We start from the raw sequence: 16,742 nt of genomic DNA on the forward strand, positions 1-16,742 counted from the left end.
ACGCGGATTGGGTTACGACCTGATTGTGAGTTGCACTACCTCACACAAGGAGGGTAACCCAAACAACTTGGACAAGGTGTAGGAGTCCGGGTCAAGTTACCCAGTAGAGATCAGTCGTCCGAAGAATCACTGGTTGGAAAGATCATGCTGCAGACCTCTAGGTACAGCTGTTCAGGATACGGGAGGTAGCTGACTACGCGGAAGGCTTGGTCCTGACCGGCGGACTCGAGGACGAACTCGCCATAGCCGAGCATGCGACCGCTCATGGAGCGCTGAAAGCTCATGTCCGTGACTTTGGCCAACGGCATCATCGCGACCTTACGCGTGAGCAGGCCGGTGGTCAGCAACATGCGCTGATTGGTGATCACGAAGTAGTCCACCGACCAGGTGGCGACCTTCCACACGAACCAGGCGAGCAGCACCAGCCACGCCCACCAGATCCAGTTGACCAGCGAGCCGTTGCTGCCGACGACCACGTTGCTCAGCACGCCCGCGACCACAAGGCCGCCCAGGACGAAGGCGATGGGGGTCATCAGCACGGCCGGATGCCGTCGTACGGTGATGACCTGCTGCTCGTGAGGCAGGAGGTACCGGTGAATCGACGCCGGTGCGGAGTCGCCGGGGGTGACGAGCCTCATAGTGCGTCGACGAACCGCGAGAGGGAGTTACCGGCGGACGCGAGGCTGCCGGCGGCGTTGTGAACGATGCGCGCGGCCCCGCCCGGGGAATTGAGCAGGTAGAAGACCACGAAGATCCCCAGTGCCCAAGTGAGGTACTTCTTCAAGGAACCCTGCCTCCCGAAGCCCTGACCCACTGACCCAACTCAAGTAGTACACCAGCCGTGGAGCAGGGCTGCAAAGAGGTTCGTGACCGTATCTGCGAGGCCTGATCCGCCCTGTCAGGAGCGGTCAGGAGGGTCAGCCGCCGCCGTGCCCTTCCGCGGCCGCCAGGGCGAGCACCTCCAGATGCTTGCGTGCGATGCGTTCGACCAGCTCAGGGGAGGCTTCGCCGATCACTTCCTCGGCGCTGTGGCGTGCCGCCTCGACACACCGGATGACCATTTCGGCCGGGTGCACCTCGCCGAACTCATCCGCGAGATTTTCGGCGACCGTCTCAAACGTCCACGCCATGACACTCTCCGCATCAGCCGCCGCGGCCGCGAGAACGCCGCCCGGCACACCGGTCACAATCCGTAGCAGGCTATTACCCTCCGCGTACGGATCTTGAACGCGTCCCCCTCAAGCCGGCCGCGAGGGGTGGGCGAAATTGGCCTGAACCGGCCGCGCGAAGGACCGTTCCAGTGGCCGGCTCGGAGACGCGTGACGGGAGTGCCGGGCGGGCGGAAAGCCCCTGGGAGTGGCCTTGATCGGCCATGTGCGCGGGAGGGACAACCGACCCGGGCGGATGAGCGTCGCCGGGGGCGTTCGTACCTCTTTGAATTCGAAAAGCGTCGTCTGACTGCCGGTCAGACGACGCCGTACAAGCGGTCGCCCGCGTCGCCGAGGCCCGGCACGATGAAACCGGACTCGTTGAGATGGGAGTCGATCGCGGCCGTCACGACGCGCACCGGCACCGTACGGTCCGCCAGGGACTCCTCCATGTGCGCGATGCCCTCCGGCGCCGCCAGGAGGCAGATCGCGGTGACGTCGTCCGCGCCGCGGTCCAGGAGCAGGTGGACGGCGGCCGCCAGGGTGCCGCCGGTCGCCAGCATCGGGTCGAGCACGTAGCACTGGCGGCCCGACAGGTCGTCCGGGAGACGCGTCGCGTACGTCGTGGCCTTCAGTGTGCCCTCGTCGCGCACCATGCCCAGGAAGCCGACCTCGGCCGTCGGCAGCAGGCGGGTCATGCCGTCCAGCATGCCGAGGCCCGCGCGCAGGATCGGCACCACGAGCGGCTGCGGGCGGGTCAGGCGCACGCCCTCGGCCGGTCCGACCGGTGTGTTCACTGTCACATCGGCGACGCGCACGTCGCGGGTCGCCTCGTACGCGAGGAGCGTCACCAGCTCGTCGGCCAGGCGCCGGAAGGTCGGGGAGTCTGTCGCCTCGTCGCGAAGGGTGGTCAGCTTGTGGGCGACAAGGGGGTGATCGGCCACCAGGGTTCTCATATCGGATCACGGTAGCCGAATGGATATCTGAGCATGGGGAACGTACCTCGCATGGACGATCGCATGAGTTCTGAGGAGGTACGAGATCGACTCCGCCGCCGGGCGGTGTTCCTGCGAGAGCTGGCCGAGGCGCGCGAACTCCGCAAGCGCGTCAGTCCCCGGCGATGGCGCCAGGAACGCACTCGCGAGGCGCTCCGCATGCGTACGTTCCGCGCCAACTAGAGCCGTCGATGCCCCCGGGTTTGCCCGTGCCGTGAGTACGACAGCCCCACATCTGCCAAGATGCCCGAGCAGGACGCGCGGCGGTGGGGTGAAGATGACGGAACTGGACACGGCGGATTTCGCTGTCGTGGTCTCTCGTGAAGACGATGCTTGGGAAGTCGAACAGCTTCCCATCGCGTTGACCGAGGACCTGGCAGGGCTGATCCATGCCCTCCGGCAGCAGCCCAGCATGGCGGGCACGATCGGGCTGGCCGCGGTCGGCGACGACTTCTTCGTCGCGCTGCGGGTGCTGGCGGACGAGGTGATGGTCTTCCTGTCCGACGTCACGGCCTCCCTCGACTGGCCGCTGGCGGGGCAGGTCGTGGAGTTCCTCGAGCTCGAAATCCCCGACGACGAGGACCTCGACCAGGTGCTCCCGGCCGGCGACATGTCGATCTTCGCGGACCTCGGCCTGGACGAGATGGAGCTCGGGGCGCTCTCCGGTGACCTCGATCTCTACCCTGACGAGATGCTCTCCAGCATCGCCGCACGCCTCGGATTCGGAGCCGCTTTCGAGCGTGCGATCGAATAACCGCCGTCTTTTGGAGACAATGAAGGCGTGCCGTACTTCTCCGTGGCCTTCGCGCGCAGCGACGCCGGCTGGATCGGGACCGAAACCGACCTCACCGAGGTCGCCGGTCTCGACGACATCACCGACATCATGCGGGAGACCGCCGTCGAGACGGCGGGCGACACGGTCCTCCTCCTCGTAGAGGAAGAGGACGAATGGTTCGCCGTCGTACGCCTGGACGACGGCGAGGACCCCCGTGTCTTCCTTTCCGACCCCCGGGCGGCCCTCGGCAGCGACCTCGCACGCATGCTCCACGAGCAGATCGGCGACGTCGACGAGGTCCCCACCGACGATCCCGTCGGCGACGCCGGACTCCTCTCCGACCTCGGCACCGCACCCGACAAACTGACCGAGCTGGGCGAACGCACGCTCCCCGGCGACGCACTGTCGGCCATCGCCGAGCGGGCCGGATTCGCCGAGGAATACGACCGACTCCGGTAGGCCGCCGATGCGCGAGCCGGACATGCGGGACGCGATGCGCCTCGCCCTGCGCGAAGCCCGCCTCGCGGCCGGCGACGTGCCGATCGGCGCCGTCGTCCTCGACGCCTCCGGCCGCCTCGCCGGCACCGGCCGCAACGAACGCGAACGCACCGGCGACCCCACCGCCCACGCGGAGATCATCGCGCTCCGGCGGGCGGCGGCACGCCTCGGCGAATGGCGGCTCACCGGCTGCACCCTGGTCGTCACCCTCGAACCCTGCACGATGTGCGCCGGGGCCGCGGTACTCGCCCGCGTCGACCGCATCGTGTACGGCGCCATCGACCCCAAGGCCGGCGCGGTCGGCTCACTCTGGGACGTCGTACGCGACCGGCGCCTCAACCACCGGCCCGAAGTCGTCGGCGGCGTCCTCGCCGACGAGTGCGGCGCCCTCCTCACCGAATTCTTCGCCCGGCGACGGGACAGAGGAGGTCCCGGCTTCCGGTAGGCTCCCGTCTTGGTGGAGTCGCCTAGTGGCCGAGGGCGCACGCCTCGAAAGCGTGTGATGGGGCAACTCATCCGTGGGTTCAAATCCCACCTCCACCGCGGTCTCGGGCCTACCTGCTCGCCGCCCTTTGGGTGGCTTCGCCGGTGGGCCCGCTCCTTTTTCCCGGGGGGCCGAGCCCCCCGGAGCCCCCGCGATTGATGGTTGGGGTCGGACGTCCGGTGGTTGCGGCCTCACCTCCGGTCGGGCGTCATGTCGTTGACTCTTTGCCACTGTGTAGTGCGGTCTCGGGCCTACCTGCTCGCCGCCCCTTGGGTGGCTTCGCCGGCGGGCCCGCTCCTTTTTCCGGGGGGCCGAGCCCCCCGGAGCCCCCGCGATTGATGGTTGCGGTCGGACGTCTGGTGGTTGCGGTCGGACGTCTGGTGGTTCTGTCTTCTTGTTTGCCGGCCCTTCGGGGCGGCGTCGCATTCACCTAAACGAGACAGGGTCGTTACTCTCGGTAAAGAAGTTTTGACCGTCCTCGTGGGCTTGATCGGGATCTAAGCCTTTGTTGTGGACGTCATCCTGACCAGAGCGGTACGGGGCGTGGGTCGGGTGACCTGGCCTTTCGTCCGGTGTGGTCCGGATTGTCGGGCGGGGGAGGATCGATGTTCGGTCCGCAGGGCTTCGCGGTCTTCGCTGTGCTCCTGGTGTTGTTCGGGGCCGCGTTGTTCTGGCTCACCCGGGTTCGGCACGTGGCGCTCAAGGTGGTGGCCGGCGTGCTCGCGTTTCCGCCCGCGATGATGTTCGGCATCGCGCTGGTCAACGACTTCTACGGCTACTACGACAGCTGGGACGACGCCTGGCGCGACCTCACCAACCAGGCGCCGGCGAGCGTCGCGCGGGTGCCCGACCTGGACGGGCGGCTGGACCAGGTCCTGCGCGAGGCCGTACGCGAACGCCAGGCCCGCAAGAACGGCTTCGCCATGGAGACCACGCTGCCCGGCCCGCAGAGCCGCATCATCCGCCAGGGCGTGATCTACCTCCCGCCGCAGTACTTCCAGAAGCCGTACGCCGCCGAGCGCTTCCCGGTCGTCGAGCTGATCCACGGCTCGCCGGGCACTCCGGGAGACTACGAGGGCCGGCTGAAGATCTCCGGCATGCTCCGCAAGCTGATCGCCCAGCACAAGGCCAGGCCGGTCGTGCTGGTCATCCCGGACGCCGACGGCGGCCTCGACCGCTCCACCCAGTGCCTGAACACCGTCCACGGAGAGCAGGACGAGACCTACCTCGCCACCGACGTCCCGAATGACGTCGCCGGGCGGCTGCGGGTGCAGCGTCCCGGGCCGGCGTGGGGCATCGCGGGGTTCTCCGAGGGAGGGTTCTGCGCGGCCAACCTCGCGCTGCGCCATCCCGACCGGTACGGCGCCGCGGCGGCGCTGAGCGGCTACTTCGAGCCCCTGCGCACCAACCGGCTGCCGCGCGCGGTGGACCCGTTCGCCGGAGACCGCTCACTGCGGGCCGCGAACTCCCCGCTGAAGATCCTGGCCCGCGCGGTGCCGCCCACGCCGCTCCCGCGGTTCTGGGTGATGTCGGGCAACGCTGCGCAGACCGACATGGTGCAGGCGCAGGCGTTCATGGATCTGGTGAAGCAGTACCAGCCGCAGGCGCCGTTCCTGGTGATCAAGGGGGGCCAGCACAACTACGTCGCGTGGCGTGCGGCGTTCCCGAAGATGTTCACGTGGGTGACGGCCCAGATCTAGTGGGCGGCGCGACGTCGACCACGTCCAGGTCGAGGACCCGCGCGTGCAGGATGACGCGCTGTTGCAGGGCCGCGCGCAGCGCCCGGTGCAGGCCGTCTTCGAGGTAGAGCTGGCCACGCCACTGGACGACGTGGGGGAACAGGTCACCGTAGAACGTGGAGTCCTCGGCGAGCAGCGAGTTGAGATCGAGCCCGGCTTTCGTGGTGATCAATTGGTCGAGGCGCACCTGACGCGGCGGAACATTCGCCCAGTCACGTGAACTGAGGTTGTGCTCCGGGTAAGGGCGTCCCTCTCCCACGGCCTTGAAGATCACGCCAAGCAGTTTAGGCGGCGATGCCGGTGATCACGCCACTTGTTGCGGTCCTCGTCTGCATCACTTTTCGCCGATAAGCCGTTGTGTGGCATACGAATCACAGGGGCCGGCACCCGCACGGATACCGGCCCGCGTTGATGATCTTTTCGGTCGTTGTCAGCGTCGTCTGGAGCGCCACGAGCGGCTGCGGCCCCGCCAGTCGTAGCCGGCTCCGAACCCGGCCAGGTGCAGCGCGATCAGCAGAAACCCGAGCGTGTCGAGGGTCTGGTAGTTGAAGAAGTCCGAGCCGGTGCCGAGCCAGTCGCAGAGCAGGGCGACGGCGAAGCAGATGGCGGCGACTATGGCGAGCATCTTTTTTCCTCCACAGGGTCGAACGTCTCCCCCGAGATGCACCAGAGATCTCCGCCAGAAAGGTGATCAAACACCCGCCAGGCAACAGAATGGACACGGAGTCGCCCGGCGAGGGTCGGGACGCCCCGCTCCCCGGTCGGGGACGACGGCGACCTCGACGCAGTTACCGTCGCCTCCCTGGCTGCGGGTGCTCGTACGCCACTCGGGGCTGGGGTGGTCGGGCACGGGTGCTACCTCTTCAGGATCGTTCGGCCAGCCGCCGCAGATAGGCGATCGACTCCTCCGGCCCGAGCGCCGTGGCGCTCAGGTGCTTGAAGACCCGGCGGCGTTCTTCTACCTGGTCTCGCCCCTCCAGGTAGAGGCTGCTCGGGGAGATCTCGCGGTAGACGAGGCTGGGATCCTGCTCATAGTCCAAGATTACGAACGACCCCGCCAGACCCGGATGGAAGCCGACCGCCGTCGGCAGGATCTGGATGTCGACATGATCGAGCGGGCCGGTGTCGATGAGGCGCTGGAGCTGTTCGCGCTTGGTCTCCGCCGAGCCGAACGACCGGTTCACGGCGCTCTCGTCGATGATCGCCCACAGCCGCGGCGGGTTGTCGAACTCCAGCAGCCTCTGCCGCCGCATCCGCAACTCGACCAGCCGGTCGATCTCCTTCTCGTCGCGCAGGAGCCATCCACGCTGCAGCGCCCGGGCGTACGCCGGCGTCTGGAGCAGCCCCGGGATGACCGACAGCTCGAACGTGCTGATCTTCCGGGCCTCGCTCTCGAACTCCGTGTAGGTGTCCGACAGCGGCCCGTACGCCGTCCACCAGCCACGCTGGCGCGCCTCGCGCGTCAGGTCGAGCAGCGCCTCTCGCTCGGTCTCCTCGGTCAGGCCGTACAGGTCGAGCATCGCCCGGATGTCGGTCACGCGCGGGCGTACGGCCTGGGCGCGTTCGAGCTTGTTGACCTTTCCGGCGGCCCATTCGAGCTGCCGGGTCGCCTCATCGGCGGTGAGCCCGGCGGCTTCACGGAGGCGGCGAAGCTCCCGGGCGAGCCGCCGTCGCCGGACCGTCGGGCTCTGTCGTGCGTCCTCCATGGGAGGCGGGTCCTTTCCCCGGGGGAGGAAGATTTTTCGTTACTGATAGTAAGGCATTAATCACTGAGACGGACACTGGCGCGACGACGGATGTGTCAGGACAGCCCGGTGATGCGCCGGCGCATGTGCTCCGCCTGCGGCGCGCTCATGCCGAGTGCGAGCGCCCGCTCGTACGCCGCCCGTGCCGCCGCGGGCCGGCCCATGCGGCACAGCAGCTCACCGCGCGTCGCGTGCCACCAGGGATAGGCGTCGAGGCCCTCGATCGCCTCGACCAGGGCCATCCCGGCCCTCGGGTCCGTCGCGTTCGGCCACGGCGGCGGCGCGGTTCAGCCGGACGACCGGGCCGTCCTGCACCCGGAGAAGGACGTCGTACCAGGACAGGACCGCATCCCAGTTCGTGTCGGCGTACGTGGGCGCCAGGGCGTGACACGCCGCGATCGCCGCCTGGACGACGTACGGGTCAGGCCGGTCCGGCGTACGGCGCAGCGCCCAGCCGACCAGCTCGATGCCCTCCTTGATCGCCGAGGCGTCCCATCGGCCGCGGTCCTGGTCCTTCAGCAGCAGCACCCGGCCTTCGTCGTCCACCCGCGCGTCGCGGCGCGCGTCCTGGAGCAGCAACAGCGCCAGCAGGCCGAGTACGGTCGGCTCGTCGGGCGTCAGCGTGGCGAGCAGCCGGGCCAGCCGGACGGCCTCGGAGGTGAGCGCTCCGCGTACGAGGTCGGCGCCGGCGCCCGCGGCGTACCCCTCGTTGAAGATCAGGTAGATGGTGGCCGCGACTCCGGCGAGGCGCCCGGGCAGCTCTTCGGCGGACGGCACGCGGTACGGGATCCGCGCCTGGACGATCTTTTGTTTCGCCCGGGTGAGCCGCTTGGCCATGGTCGCCTCGGACACCATCAGGCCACGGGCGACCTCCGCCGTGGACAGCCCGCCGAGCGTCCTCAGCGCGAGCGCCACCTGCGCCTCGACCGACAGTGCGGGATGTCAGCAGGTGAAGACCAGCCGGAGCAGGTCGTCGTCGACGGTTTCGGCGGGCTCATGGCCGGGTTCGGTGAACATGACGGCCTCGGTCTCCTTCCCGGCGCGCCGCGTCTCCCGCCGGATGACGTCGATCGCACGCCGCTTGGCGGTGACCAGCAGCCACGCGCGCGGGTTGTCCGGCACACCGTCGCGCGGCCAGGTCTCCAGAGCCCGTACGGCGGCGTCCTGCGCGGCGTCCTGGGCCCGATCGATGTCGCCGGTGACGCGCACGAGAGTGGCGAGCACGCGGGTCCCCTCGTCGCGTACCAGCCTGGCGAGCGCGTCACCGGCTTCGATCATCGGCCGGGCGGTCAGAACTCGATGACGGGACGCACCTCGACCGCGCCATCCCAGGCGGCCGGGAGCCGCGAGGCATAGGCGACGGCCTCATCCAGGTCGGCGCATTCGAACAGGTAGAAACCGGTCAGGGCCTCTTTCGTCTCGGCGTAGGGCCCGTCGCTGGTGATGACCTCTCCGCCCTTGCCGCCCGTGACCCGTACGGTGGTCGCGGTGGCGGTCGGGTAGAGGGCGTTGCCGCCCCTGATCACCGCGGCGGCGGCCTGGCCGAACTCCCGGTAGTCCTTCATCTCCTCGGCGTACTCCGGACGCGTCCAGTCGACGTCGCGGGTGTAGGTGAGGGCGGCGTACATCGGCATGGTCTCTCCCCTGGTCGGCCGGCACCGTATCGCCGGCGTTCACTGTAGGGACGAACGGCCGGTCGCGGTTCTGGACACATGGGGACGGATTTTCCTCACCGGCCCGGATGGGTGAACGGGGTCGTCGTGGCGAGTTCGGTGAAGCCCAGGCGGCGCAGGATGGGGCGGCTGGCGGCGGACGCGTCGACCTGGAGGTAGCGGTGTCCCGCCCGCCGTGCGAGCGCGGCGCGGTACGCGACCAGGGAACGGAACACGCCCCGGCCGCGCCAGGCGGGCAGCGTGCCGCCGCCCCACAGACCGGCGAACTCCGTGCCGGGGTTGAACTCCACGCGCGCGGCGGAGACCGGCGTCTCACCGGCCCAGGCGACCACGGCCGCCGCCGTACCGTCCTCCAGGGCGGCCGCCAGGGGACCGCTCGCGTGGTGGCCGTCGAAGACCTCGTCGTGCACCGCGATGAGGGCGTCGAGGTCGTGCCGGTCGCCGACGGCGCGCAGCTCGACGCCGGCCGGCGGGCGTACCTCCAGGTCCAGGTCGGCGATCGCCCCGACGAGCAGCGTCTCGTCCTCCTCCGGGGTCAGGCCCGCCGCGACCAGGCGTTCGCGCAGGTCCTCCGGCCGGTCGTAGGAGTAGTGCTTCCACTCCCAGGGCCGGCCGACCTCGGCGAACCGCCGGATCTGCGCCCGGATCACGGCGTCGGCGTTCGCGGGGGTGAGAGCGGTCCAGTCGACGCCGTTCCAGCCGTCGCCCGCGGACACCGTACGGACGACGTCGCCGTCGTCCTCGACGTGCCCGTCACCGGGGCGCGGACGGCGTCGTACCTGCTCGTCGAAGGCGGCCAGCACCGCTGCGTGATCCATGCGGCCCAGACGACCACCCGCGCGACCGGGGCGGCAAACGAATTGTCAGCGGATCGGGAACGGGATGCCGTGCTCGCTCTTCGGGCGCACGCCGTGGATGCGACGGTCGCCCTCCTCGATCCGCACGTCGTTGATGCTGGCCTCCCGGCGGCTCATCAGGCCGTTCTCGCTGAACTCCCACAGCTCGTTGCCGTAGCTGCGCCACCACCGGCCGCCGGCGTCGTGGCACTCGTACTGAAACCGCACCGCGATCCGGTTGCCGTCGAACGCCCACAGCTCCTTGCGCAGCGCGTAGTCCAGCTCACGCCGCCACTTGTCGGCGAGGAACCTCTCGATCGCCTCGCGCCCTTCGAGGAAGGCGTCGCGGTTACGCCAGACCGAGTCCTCGGTGTAGGCGAGCGCCACGGTGACCGGGTCCCGGGTGTTCCAGGCGTCCTCGGCGGCCTGCACCTTCTGCGCCGCCGACTGCTTGGTGAACGGCGGGAACGGAGGACGGCTGCTGTTCATCTGACACCTCCGGGAAAGCTCCTGACGGCGGCCGGCCCGTACGGCGCGACACCAGCCCGCACCTACCAGCATCCCCAACGTGTCACGAGAGGGCGGCGTGAGGGTGGCCGGATCGCTCCCGCGAGGGAGACGAAGAATCGCCTGCGTCGGCGATGTCCGGATGACACGCGGCGACGAGGCTTGTCCGCATGAACCCACGCTTCGCCTTTCTCGCCGCTCCCGTCCTGCTCACCGCGTACGGGCTGATCCGCCTGGCGGACGGCCTGGACGGAGAACGCGGTCCCGGGCCGGCCTGGACCACCGGGCACCTCGCCTTCCTCGGGGCCCTGGTGCTGTTCGTGCCCGTGCTGCTGACGCTGCGGCGGCCGGCCGGCGGTGGGCGCCTCGCCACGGCCACCGCCGCCGTCGGCCTCGCCGGCGTGGTGCTGTCCATGGCGCAGATCACCATCGACATCGTCGTCGGGCTGCGGGCCGGTGACCACGCCGCGATGGGGCCGATGTTCGACCGGGTACAGGAGGTGCCGGGCGTCGCCCTGGCCGTCTACGACGCCGGCCCGATGCTGTTCTACGTCGGCCTGATCGTCGCGGTCGCCCACCTGGCGGCGCGCCGGGTCGTACCGGTGTGGACGCCCATCGCGATCACGCTCTCGACCGTGGCCTCGGCGACGGACCTGGACCTGCTGCCGGCGGGCGGCCTGCTGATGCTCATGGCGTTCGTGCCGCTCGTCCGTTCCGTGCCGGCCGCCGTCCCCGCGTGAGCCGGGTGTGCCGCCGAAGCACTGGTCACCGGTCTCCGGCGGTGATGGACTGACCGGATGCGCATCGACCGGCTGGACCACCTGGTGCTGACCGTCGCCGACATGGACGCGACCGTCGAGTTCTACGTACGCGTGCTGGGCATGGAGGAGGTCGCCTTCGGCGAGGGACGGCGGGCGCTCGCGTTCGGGCGAAGCAAGATCAACCTGCATCCGGCGGGCCGGGAGTACGAGCCGAAGGCCGCCCGCCCGACACCGGGCAGCGCCGACCTGTGCCTGATCACCGAGACGCCGATCGAGCTGGTGGCCGCGGAGCTGGCCGAGCACGGAGTGCGGATCGAGGAGGGGCCGGTGGCACGCACCGGCGCCGTCGGGCCGATCCTCAGCGTCTACCTGCGCGACCCCGACGACAACCTCATCGAGATCAGCACGTACCAGAGGGGCGAGCCCGACTTCCGCGTCTGCGGTACGGCGGCGAGAGCCATCGCCGACCTCACGGAGTGAGCTCCGTCAGGGGTTGAGCTTCACCCGCACCGGGGCGCCGTACGTGGGCCGGGTGCCGCCGGAGGGGACGAACCCGTCGTCCTGCCAGACGTACGTCACGTTGACCGGCGGCAGCGACGCGCAGCACGCGGGGTCGTCCGCGGCGTAGTGCGGGTAGGTGACGGTGAAGTACCCGTTCCCGCCGGTGACCTTCGTGATGGACATGGCCTCGGTCTCGGCGTCCCAGCCGATGAAGCGGTTGCCCTGCCAGAAGAAGACGAGCTGGCCGTGGCCGTCGGCGGTCGGAGTGCGCCGCCCGACCACCGCGGTGAGCGCGCCGCCGGTCCGGTCCGACGCGGTCACCGGCGAAGCGACCGGCGCGAAGTGCACCGTCGGCGCCGCCACCTCGACCGTACGGGTCATGGTGTTCTGGATGGTGGCCTGGTCGGGCCCGCCGGCCACGGGCGGCGTGCCCCCTGCGGCCGGCACCGTGGCCACGAGGTTCGGCGACGCCGGAGACCCCTTCGCCGACGGCGACGACGCACCGGACGCCGTGTCGGACGACTTGCAACCAGTGAGCGCCGTTCCGGCCATCAGGACGGCCACCACCGGTACGAACGTCCGTGGCCGGAGGACCCCACCGGTCCGGTCTGCTGCGAACAAGCCTGCTCCCTCGTCCCTGAACGCGCCGTCCGACGGCGTCTACTTCCAGGAGTCGGATGATCGCAAGCTGTGTCCGTCGTCCGCCGACTTTTCAACAAAAGGTGATCTATGGCGCTCCAGGCGCCGTCACCGTACGGGCCCGAAGCGATCGACGAATCGCCCCGTGCCGGCGTCCGCGCCCTCGGTCGCCAGCATGACGATCGCGTCGGTGCCCTCCGTCACGGTCTGCGGACCGCTGTGCCCGTTGAGGTCGGTCGCGGTGTAGCCGGGGTCGGCGGCGTTGACGCGGATGCCGGGCAGCGCCTTGGCGTACTGCGTCGTGAGCATCGTCACCGCGGCCTTGGACGAGGTGTACAGCGGCGCGACGACCTTCGACTCCGGGCGCTCCGGGTCGCTGGTGAGGGCGAGCGATCCCATGCCGCTGCTCACGTTGACGATCACCGGGTGCTCCGACCGTCGCAGAAGAGGCAGGAAGGCGCCCGTCACGCGGACGATGCCCACGACGTTCGTCTGGAGGACCTCGGCCGCGTCGTCCCCGGTCAGCTCCTCGACGGGCGCATGGCGGCCGTGGATCCCGGCGTTGTTGATGAGGACGTCGACGCGGCCCTCGTGCGCGCGGACGTCGGCGGCGGCGGTGGCGACGGACGCGTCGTCGCCGACGTCGATCCGCACGAAGCGCGCACCGAGCTCGTCGGCCGCGGCCTGCCCGCGTTCGGCGTCGCGGGCGCCGAGGACAACGGTGTGGCCGAGCTCGGTGAGGCGGCGGGCGGTCTCGAATCCGAGGCCCTTGTTGGCCCCGGTGATGAAGGTGATGGTCATGGTTCGAGCATCGGCGCACCCGGCACGGCCGGCCAGGGAGAGCTCACCGGTAGGACACGCAGTACCACCCTGGCCCGTCGTCCCCGGCCCACAATGAACGTATGACCGCGGACGAGACGAGCCTGGGCGCGACGATCCGGCTCTGGCGCGACCGGCTCTCCCCGGCGACGGTCGGCCTGCCCGCCGGCCGCGTGCGCCGCGCCACCGGCCTGCGCCGCGAGGAACTCGCCGACCTCGCGGGCGTCTCGGTGGACTACGTCGTACGGCTCGAACAGGGCCGGGCGACCACGCCGTCCGCCCAGGTCGCCGCCGCGCTGGCGCGGGCACTACAGCTCAGCCGCACGGAGCGCGACCACCTCTACCGGCTCGCCGGACTGCAGCCGCCCCGCGACGACCTGATCAGCGACCACATCCCGCCCGGAATGCAGCGCGTGCTCACCCGGCTCGGCGACAGACCGGTGGCCGTGTTCGCCGCCGACTGGCGGCTGCTGTGGTGGAACCGCGTCTGGGCGGCCCTCCTCGGCGACCCCTCCCTGACCGCGCCCGAGCAACGGAACCTGGTGCGCGTGCGTTTCCCGGTGGCCTCCCATCCGGGGCGCATCGCGGCATGGCCCGTCGTCGCGGAGAACGCGGAGAACGACGACGCCTCCGACCTGGCCATCGCCGCCGACCTGCGCCGCGCGTCCGCCCGCTACCCGGAGGACCCGCGGCTGCGCGACCTGATCCGCCAGACGCTGGACGGCAACCCGCGCTTCGCCGACCTGTGGCACTCCGGCGCCGTCGGCGGCCACGCGGAGTACCGCAAGACGATCCACCATCCGACCATCGGCGAGATCGTCGTCGACTGCGACGTGCTCGCCGACTCGGACACCGATCTGAAGATCGTCATCTACACGACCGTCCCCGGCAGCGAGGACGAGACCAAAGTCGACCTGGCCCGCGTCGCCGGAGTGACGGCCGCCCCGCCTCTGACCGGCACGGAGTAACCGGACGTCTCAGCCGGCGGCGGGTCCGGTCACAGGCCCAGGGCTCCTACGACCAGGGCGGTGACGGCGTTCCGGTGGTCGGGGGTGTCCTCCCAGCGGAGGGCGCGGCCGGCTTCGGCCACCACGCCGAGGCCCGCGTGGACCAGGACTCGGGTCTGGCGTGCGTCCAGGTCGGGGCGGACCAGGCGGAGCTGCTGTTCCCAGACGGTGATGTGTTCGCGCTGGGCGAGGGCGAGGGGCTCGCGTACGTCCGGCGGCAGGCCGGGGATCTCGGCCTGGGCGACGGTGGTCAGCGCGGTGTACTCGAAGCTGTAGGCCACGTAGGTCGCGGCCAGCGCGAGCACCGCTTCGTGGGGGTCGGCCACGTCGTGCAGGTTCTGGTCGACGGCCTGGGCCAGGATTCCGGCGGCCTGCAGGCAGGCTGCGGCCAAGATGTCGACCATGCCGGAATAGTGCCGGTAGAGCGCGGAAGGGGCCAGCCCGACCGCCTTCGCGATCTGCCCGTTCGTGACGTTGGCGAATCCGTCCCGGGCGAACAGCGGGATGGCCGCCGCGAGGATCTCCGCCCGTCGCGTACGCGGCACGGGCCGGGCGGGCAGGTCGGCGGAACGCACGCGCCCACCCGAAGCCGGATCGGTCGCCGCCACCCGGAGCGCGGCCGAGAGGAGCACCTCTTCGAGCCGACGCTGCGCGATGGAGGTGTGATGCGTCGTGATGGACCCGATCACGCCGAGTGCCGCGACAGTACGCAGCCCCTCCGACGGCAGCGGGTGTTCGCGGCGCACCGCCGCCGTCACCCGCTCGACGACCTGCGCGAACTTGCCTCCAACCCGTCGGCGGTCGGCGTCGTTCAGATACCGAGCCTCCCACCGGTAGAGGCCTCCCGACGTCCGGTACTCCACCGTCACCCGGATGAGCGCGCTGAGCACCTCCGCCAGGGAAGCCTCGGGGGGCACCCCGTCGAGCGCCCCGACGAGCCTGTCCACCGTCACGTTCGCGCACTCGGCGAACAGTGCGTACTTGTTCGGAAAGTGCCGATAGAGGGCCGCCGCGGTGATGCCGACTCTGGCGGCGATCTCCTCCATGGGCGCCGCGTGGTAACCCCGGTCGCTGAACACCTGGCTGGCGGATTCGATGATCAACTGCTTGCGGTTGCGCGGGCGGGTGGCCGCGCCCGTCCGTGGCGTCACGGCGACACTCGGTCGGCCGTACCGACGAACAGGGCCATACGCGCAGTCAACCACAGGGGGCTGGATCAGCCCCCAGGTGCGCATGGCCATCGCGGCAACAGGAAACGTCGTCCCAAAAGGGCCCTTGTCGTCCTCGAAGCACCTGGTTATGTTAATGGAGATTCACATCCCCCATCCTCCCTTCGGATCCGCTCCACCCCAGGTGTTTGAGATGCATCTGGCCCCACGCGGAAGTAGGTAAGTGAATGGAAAGTCTCAACAGGAGGCGTGTCCTGACGCTCGGCGCCGCCCTCGGTCTCACGAGCGTGGCGTCACCCAAGGCGTGGTCGTGGTCGTCGGCAGGCTCGATCGCCAAGGCCGACACGGTCACCGACCCGTTCTCGGTGTGGGACCCCGTGCCGGACCAGGTGGCGGCTCAGCTGCTCGCCGACGGCAAGATCTCGGCGGTCAACACCGCCTGGCAGTCGTGGGTCGACAACAGCGATCCGCTTCCGTCCGGAATGCCGAGCTACCTGGTCTCGTACCTGCAGCAGGTCAACCAGCTTCCCTCCTGGGCCGACCCCAGCGTGCTCGCCGCGTCCGAGAAGCTCTACACGCGCCTGAGCAGCTACCTGTTCGTGTCCGAGAGCCTCGGTAGCGGGATCCTGAGCACCGTGATCCCACGGGAGGCCCGCGCGGTCTACTGGTCCGCGGGCGGCGCCGACATGAAGGCCCGCGCGGCCAAGACCTTCACCTTCGGGTACGACCTGCACAGCGGGACGGCCTGGCACCCGAACGGCCACTTCATCGTCAGCGCCAACAAGACGCGCCTGGTGCACTCCATGGTGCGCAACCTGCTTCCGACCTCGACGCACTACGAGGCGACCGCGGACGAATGGAAGCCGATCAGCAACGGTGACATCCTGCGCACCTTCCACTCGGTGGCCACCGTCGCGCACAACAACATGCAGAAGTGGGGCGTCAAGCTGTCGGCCGCAGAGCAGGCCGCGGACCTCCACGCCTGGCAGGTCGCCCTCCACCTGCTCGGCGTCCAGGACCAGTTCATCCCGCAGAGCTGGGCCGACGCTCAGGCACAGGCGCAGCAGATGCTGTGGCCCGACCTCGTCTCCACGACCGAGGGCGTCAACCTGGCCCAGACGCTGCTCGGTTACATCGAGAAGCCCACCCTGGGCGTGGACACCGGCTTCGTCAGCGAGATGGTCCGCTACCTCATCGGCGACACCTACTCGGACTGGCTCAAGCTGCCGCACGACCTCATCTCACGCACCCTGATCCAGACCGGCTGGCCGCTCTACGTCGCGTTCCGCGAAGGCACGTCGAACATCATCCCCGACGGCTACTCCCTGTTCGACGCGTTCATTCGCGGCGTCGCCATGCTGTACCTCAACAACGGCACGTCGGCGACACAGACCCCCATCACCCTCCCCACCGCGAACCGACCCGGCGCCTGAACCGCTGGACGGT

General features: G+C 69.7%; 26 protein-coding genes and 1 tRNA gene. 10 read left to right on the top strand and 17 right to left on the bottom strand.

The features are described 5' to 3' along the window. Positions 1 to 110: 110 nt before the first annotated feature. The 4 genes from ACQEV1_RS02000 to upp all read right to left on the bottom strand — a co-directional run bounded on the left by ACQEV1_RS02000 (position 111) and on the right by upp (position 2,104). On the bottom strand, positions 111 to 638 hold the full coding sequence (locus ACQEV1_RS02000) for a PH domain-containing protein (protein WP_285577218.1): 528 nt from the start codon (positions 636 to 638) through the stop codon (positions 111 to 113). Continuing rightward, on the bottom strand, positions 635 to 784 hold the full coding sequence (locus tag ACQEV1_RS02005) for a hypothetical protein (RefSeq protein WP_285577217.1): 150 nt from the start codon (positions 782 to 784) through the stop codon (positions 635 to 637). Before ACQEV1_RS02005 ends, ACQEV1_RS02000 begins: the two co-directional genes overlap by 4 nt. 133 nt (positions 785 to 917) lie before the next feature. Next, on the bottom strand, positions 918 to 1,130 hold the full coding sequence (locus ACQEV1_RS02010) for a hypothetical protein (protein WP_285577855.1): 213 nt from the start codon (positions 1,128 to 1,130) through the stop codon (positions 918 to 920). Between the two features lie 335 nt (positions 1,131 to 1,465). Next, complete coding sequence (gene upp / locus ACQEV1_RS02015; protein WP_285636069.1) at positions 1,466 to 2,104, bottom strand: uracil phosphoribosyltransferase; 639 nt, start codon at positions 2,102 to 2,104, stop codon at positions 1,466 to 1,468. A 63-nt stretch (positions 2,105 to 2,167) separates the two neighbouring features. On the opposite strand from upp, the gene ACQEV1_RS02020 reads away from it, so the two are divergent. The 6 genes from ACQEV1_RS02020 to ACQEV1_RS02045 all read left to right on the top strand — a co-directional run bounded on the left by ACQEV1_RS02020 (position 2,168) and on the right by ACQEV1_RS02045 (position 5,600). Next, positions 2,168 to 2,326, top strand: a complete 159-nt coding sequence (locus ACQEV1_RS02020) for a hypothetical protein (protein WP_285577212.1) — start codon at positions 2,168 to 2,170, stop codon at positions 2,324 to 2,326. A 94-nt stretch (positions 2,327 to 2,420) separates the two neighbouring features. After that, a complete protein-coding gene (locus ACQEV1_RS02025) occupies positions 2,421 to 2,897 on the top strand; it encodes a tRNA adenosine deaminase-associated protein (RefSeq protein ID WP_433390457.1) in 477 nt (158 codons plus the stop codon). A 27-nt stretch (positions 2,898 to 2,924) separates the two neighbouring features. Continuing rightward, positions 2,925 to 3,377 carry a tRNA adenosine deaminase-associated protein gene (locus tag ACQEV1_RS02030; RefSeq protein ID WP_285577209.1) on the top strand — a complete coding sequence of 151 codons (453 nt, stop codon included), beginning with the start codon at positions 2,925 to 2,927 and terminating at the stop codon, positions 3,375 to 3,377. Between the two features lie 7 nt (positions 3,378 to 3,384). Beyond that, complete coding sequence (gene tadA / locus ACQEV1_RS02035) at positions 3,385 to 3,861, top strand: tRNA adenosine(34) deaminase TadA (protein ID WP_433390460.1); 477 nt, start codon at positions 3,385 to 3,387, stop codon at positions 3,859 to 3,861. An 11-nt stretch (positions 3,862 to 3,872) separates the two neighbouring features. Then, positions 3,873 to 3,959 (top strand) — tRNA-Ser (locus ACQEV1_RS02040). Positions 3,960 to 4,505: 546 nt separating this feature from the next. Then, positions 4,506 to 5,600: an alpha/beta hydrolase gene (locus ACQEV1_RS02045; protein ID WP_285636075.1), complete on the top strand. Its 1,095-nt coding sequence runs from the start codon at positions 4,506 to 4,508 to the stop codon at positions 5,598 to 5,600. On the opposite strand, the gene ACQEV1_RS02050 is transcribed toward ACQEV1_RS02045, so the two are convergent. From ACQEV1_RS02050 to ACQEV1_RS02095, 10 genes are all read right to left on the bottom strand, one after another. Beyond that, positions 5,575 to 5,913 (bottom strand): type II toxin-antitoxin system VapB family antitoxin, encoded by a 339-nt coding sequence (locus ACQEV1_RS02050; protein WP_285577202.1) that lies wholly within the window; start codon positions 5,911 to 5,913, stop codon positions 5,575 to 5,577. The genes ACQEV1_RS02045 and ACQEV1_RS02050 overlap by 26 nt on opposite strands. 156 nt (positions 5,914 to 6,069) lie before the next feature. Further along, a complete protein-coding gene (locus tag ACQEV1_RS02055; RefSeq protein ID WP_285577200.1) occupies positions 6,070 to 6,264 on the bottom strand; it encodes a hypothetical protein in 195 nt (64 codons plus the stop codon). 66 nt (positions 6,265 to 6,330) lie between these two features. Further along, on the bottom strand, positions 6,331 to 6,489 hold the full coding sequence (locus tag ACQEV1_RS02060; protein ID WP_432705678.1) for a DUF397 domain-containing protein: 159 nt from the start codon (positions 6,487 to 6,489) through the stop codon (positions 6,331 to 6,333). Between the two features lie 13 nt (positions 6,490 to 6,502). Beyond that, positions 6,503 to 7,345, bottom strand: coding sequence for a helix-turn-helix domain-containing protein (locus ACQEV1_RS02065; RefSeq protein ID WP_285636078.1), 843 nt, complete (start codon positions 7,343 to 7,345; stop codon positions 6,503 to 6,505). A gap of 95 nt (positions 7,346 to 7,440) precedes the next feature. Further along, on the bottom strand, positions 7,441 to 7,626 hold the full coding sequence (locus tag ACQEV1_RS02070; RefSeq protein ID WP_433390464.1) for a hypothetical protein: 186 nt from the start codon (positions 7,624 to 7,626) through the stop codon (positions 7,441 to 7,443). Then, positions 7,562 to 8,299, bottom strand: coding sequence for an RNA polymerase sigma factor (locus ACQEV1_RS02075; protein ID WP_433390466.1), 738 nt, complete (start codon positions 8,297 to 8,299; stop codon positions 7,562 to 7,564). The genes ACQEV1_RS02070 and ACQEV1_RS02075 overlap by 65 nt, the downstream gene beginning before the upstream one ends. Before the next feature lie 27 nt (positions 8,300 to 8,326). Continuing rightward, positions 8,327 to 8,662 carry a sigma factor gene (locus ACQEV1_RS02080; protein WP_433390468.1) on the bottom strand — a complete coding sequence of 112 codons (336 nt, stop codon included), beginning with the start codon at positions 8,660 to 8,662 and terminating at the stop codon, positions 8,327 to 8,329. Between the two features lie 11 nt (positions 8,663 to 8,673). Further along, a complete protein-coding gene (locus ACQEV1_RS02085; protein WP_285636084.1) occupies positions 8,674 to 9,018 on the bottom strand; it encodes a YciI family protein in 345 nt (114 codons plus the stop codon). 95 nt (positions 9,019 to 9,113) lie between these two features. Then, complete coding sequence (locus tag ACQEV1_RS02090) at positions 9,114 to 9,875, bottom strand: GNAT family N-acetyltransferase (RefSeq protein WP_433390470.1); 762 nt, start codon at positions 9,873 to 9,875, stop codon at positions 9,114 to 9,116. A gap of 45 nt (positions 9,876 to 9,920) precedes the next feature. Beyond that, entirely contained in the window at positions 9,921 to 10,382 is a 462-nt protein-coding gene (locus ACQEV1_RS02095) for a nuclear transport factor 2 family protein (RefSeq protein ID WP_285636091.1), read from the bottom strand. 188 nt (positions 10,383 to 10,570) lie between these two features. Here ACQEV1_RS02095 and ACQEV1_RS02100 point away from each other — a divergent pair, with 188 nt between their 5' ends. Further along, a complete protein-coding gene (locus ACQEV1_RS02100; protein ID WP_433390473.1) occupies positions 10,571 to 11,140 on the top strand; it encodes a hypothetical protein in 570 nt (189 codons plus the stop codon). A gap of 57 nt (positions 11,141 to 11,197) precedes the next feature. Further along, positions 11,198 to 11,641 (top strand): VOC family protein, encoded by a 444-nt coding sequence (locus ACQEV1_RS02105; RefSeq protein ID WP_433390475.1) that lies wholly within the window; start codon positions 11,198 to 11,200, stop codon positions 11,639 to 11,641. 6 nt (positions 11,642 to 11,647) lie between these two features. On the opposite strand, the gene ACQEV1_RS02110 is transcribed toward ACQEV1_RS02105, so the two are convergent. After that, positions 11,648 to 12,283, bottom strand: a complete 636-nt coding sequence (locus ACQEV1_RS02110) for an LppP/LprE family lipoprotein (protein ID WP_285636100.1) — start codon at positions 12,281 to 12,283, stop codon at positions 11,648 to 11,650. Between the two features lie 126 nt (positions 12,284 to 12,409). Continuing rightward, a complete protein-coding gene (locus tag ACQEV1_RS02115) occupies positions 12,410 to 13,102 on the bottom strand; it encodes an SDR family NAD(P)-dependent oxidoreductase (RefSeq protein ID WP_433390479.1) in 693 nt (230 codons plus the stop codon). A 101-nt stretch (positions 13,103 to 13,203) separates the two neighbouring features. Here ACQEV1_RS02115 and ACQEV1_RS02120 point away from each other — a divergent pair, with 101 nt between their 5' ends. Further along, positions 13,204 to 14,088: a helix-turn-helix domain-containing protein gene (locus ACQEV1_RS02120; protein WP_433390481.1), complete on the top strand. Its 885-nt coding sequence runs from the start codon at positions 13,204 to 13,206 to the stop codon at positions 14,086 to 14,088. Between the two features lie 29 nt (positions 14,089 to 14,117). Here ACQEV1_RS02120 and ACQEV1_RS02125 read toward each other — a convergent pair whose 3' ends face one another. Next, entirely contained in the window at positions 14,118 to 15,278 is a 1,161-nt protein-coding gene (locus tag ACQEV1_RS02125; protein WP_433390484.1) for a TetR/AcrR family transcriptional regulator, read from the bottom strand. A gap of 245 nt (positions 15,279 to 15,523) precedes the next feature. Here ACQEV1_RS02125 and ACQEV1_RS02130 point away from each other — a divergent pair, with 245 nt between their 5' ends. After that, positions 15,524 to 16,729 carry an oxygenase MpaB family protein gene (locus tag ACQEV1_RS02130; RefSeq protein ID WP_433390487.1) on the top strand — a complete coding sequence of 402 codons (1,206 nt, stop codon included), beginning with the start codon at positions 15,524 to 15,526 and terminating at the stop codon, positions 16,727 to 16,729. Positions 16,730 to 16,742: the final 13 nt, after the last annotated feature.

The organism is Actinoallomurus sp. CA-142502 (assembly GCF_050936355.1).
GTDB lineage: Bacteria > Actinomycetota > Actinomycetes > Streptosporangiales > Streptosporangiaceae > Actinoallomurus > Actinoallomurus iriomotensis.

Coding starts and splice junctions, on each gene's coding strand:
- ACQEV1_RS02025 (WP_433390457.1), top strand. CDS start 2,421: ATGACGGAACTGGACACGGCGGATTTCGCTGTCGTGGTCTCTCGTGAA.
- ACQEV1_RS02095 (WP_285636091.1), bottom strand. CDS start 10,382: ATGAACAGCAGCCGTCCTCCGTTCCCGCCGTTCACCAAGCAGTCGGCG.
- ACQEV1_RS02090 (WP_433390470.1), bottom strand. CDS start 9,875: ATGGATCACGCAGCGGTGCTGGCCGCCTTCGACGAGCAGGTACGACGC.
- ACQEV1_RS02105 (WP_433390475.1), top strand. CDS start 11,198: ATGCGCATCGACCGGCTGGACCACCTGGTGCTGACCGTCGCCGACATG.
- ACQEV1_RS02000 (WP_285577218.1), bottom strand. CDS start 638: ATGAGGCTCGTCACCCCCGGCGACTCCGCACCGGCGTCGATTCACCGG.
- ACQEV1_RS02055 (WP_285577200.1), bottom strand. CDS start 6,264: ATGCTCGCCATAGTCGCCGCCATCTGCTTCGCCGTCGCCCTGCTCTGC.
- ACQEV1_RS02045 (WP_285636075.1), top strand. CDS start 4,506: ATGTTCGGTCCGCAGGGCTTCGCGGTCTTCGCTGTGCTCCTGGTGTTG.
- ACQEV1_RS02065 (WP_285636078.1), bottom strand. CDS start 7,345: ATGGAGGACGCACGACAGAGCCCGACGGTCCGGCGACGGCGGCTCGCC.
- ACQEV1_RS02080 (WP_433390468.1), bottom strand. CDS start 8,662: ATGATCGAAGCCGGTGACGCGCTCGCCAGGCTGGTACGCGACGAGGGG.
- ACQEV1_RS02100 (WP_433390473.1), top strand. CDS start 10,571: ATGAACCCACGCTTCGCCTTTCTCGCCGCTCCCGTCCTGCTCACCGCG.
- ACQEV1_RS02070 (WP_433390464.1), bottom strand. CDS start 7,626: ATGGCCCTGGTCGAGGCGATCGAGGGCCTCGACGCCTATCCCTGGTGG.
- ACQEV1_RS02115 (WP_433390479.1), bottom strand. CDS start 13,102: ATGACCATCACCTTCATCACCGGGGCCAACAAGGGCCTCGGATTCGAG.
- ACQEV1_RS02120 (WP_433390481.1), top strand. CDS start 13,204: ATGACCGCGGACGAGACGAGCCTGGGCGCGACGATCCGGCTCTGGCGC.
- upp (WP_285636069.1), bottom strand. CDS start 2,104: ATGAGAACCCTGGTGGCCGATCACCCCCTTGTCGCCCACAAGCTGACC.
- ACQEV1_RS02010 (WP_285577855.1), bottom strand. CDS start 1,130: ATGGCGTGGACGTTTGAGACGGTCGCCGAAAATCTCGCGGATGAGTTC.
- ACQEV1_RS02020 (WP_285577212.1), top strand. CDS start 2,168: ATGAGTTCTGAGGAGGTACGAGATCGACTCCGCCGCCGGGCGGTGTTC.
- ACQEV1_RS02130 (WP_433390487.1), top strand. CDS start 15,524: ATGGAAAGTCTCAACAGGAGGCGTGTCCTGACGCTCGGCGCCGCCCTC.
- ACQEV1_RS02085 (WP_285636084.1), bottom strand. CDS start 9,018: ATGCCGATGTACGCCGCCCTCACCTACACCCGCGACGTCGACTGGACG.
- tadA (WP_433390460.1), top strand. CDS start 3,385: ATGCGCGAGCCGGACATGCGGGACGCGATGCGCCTCGCCCTGCGCGAA.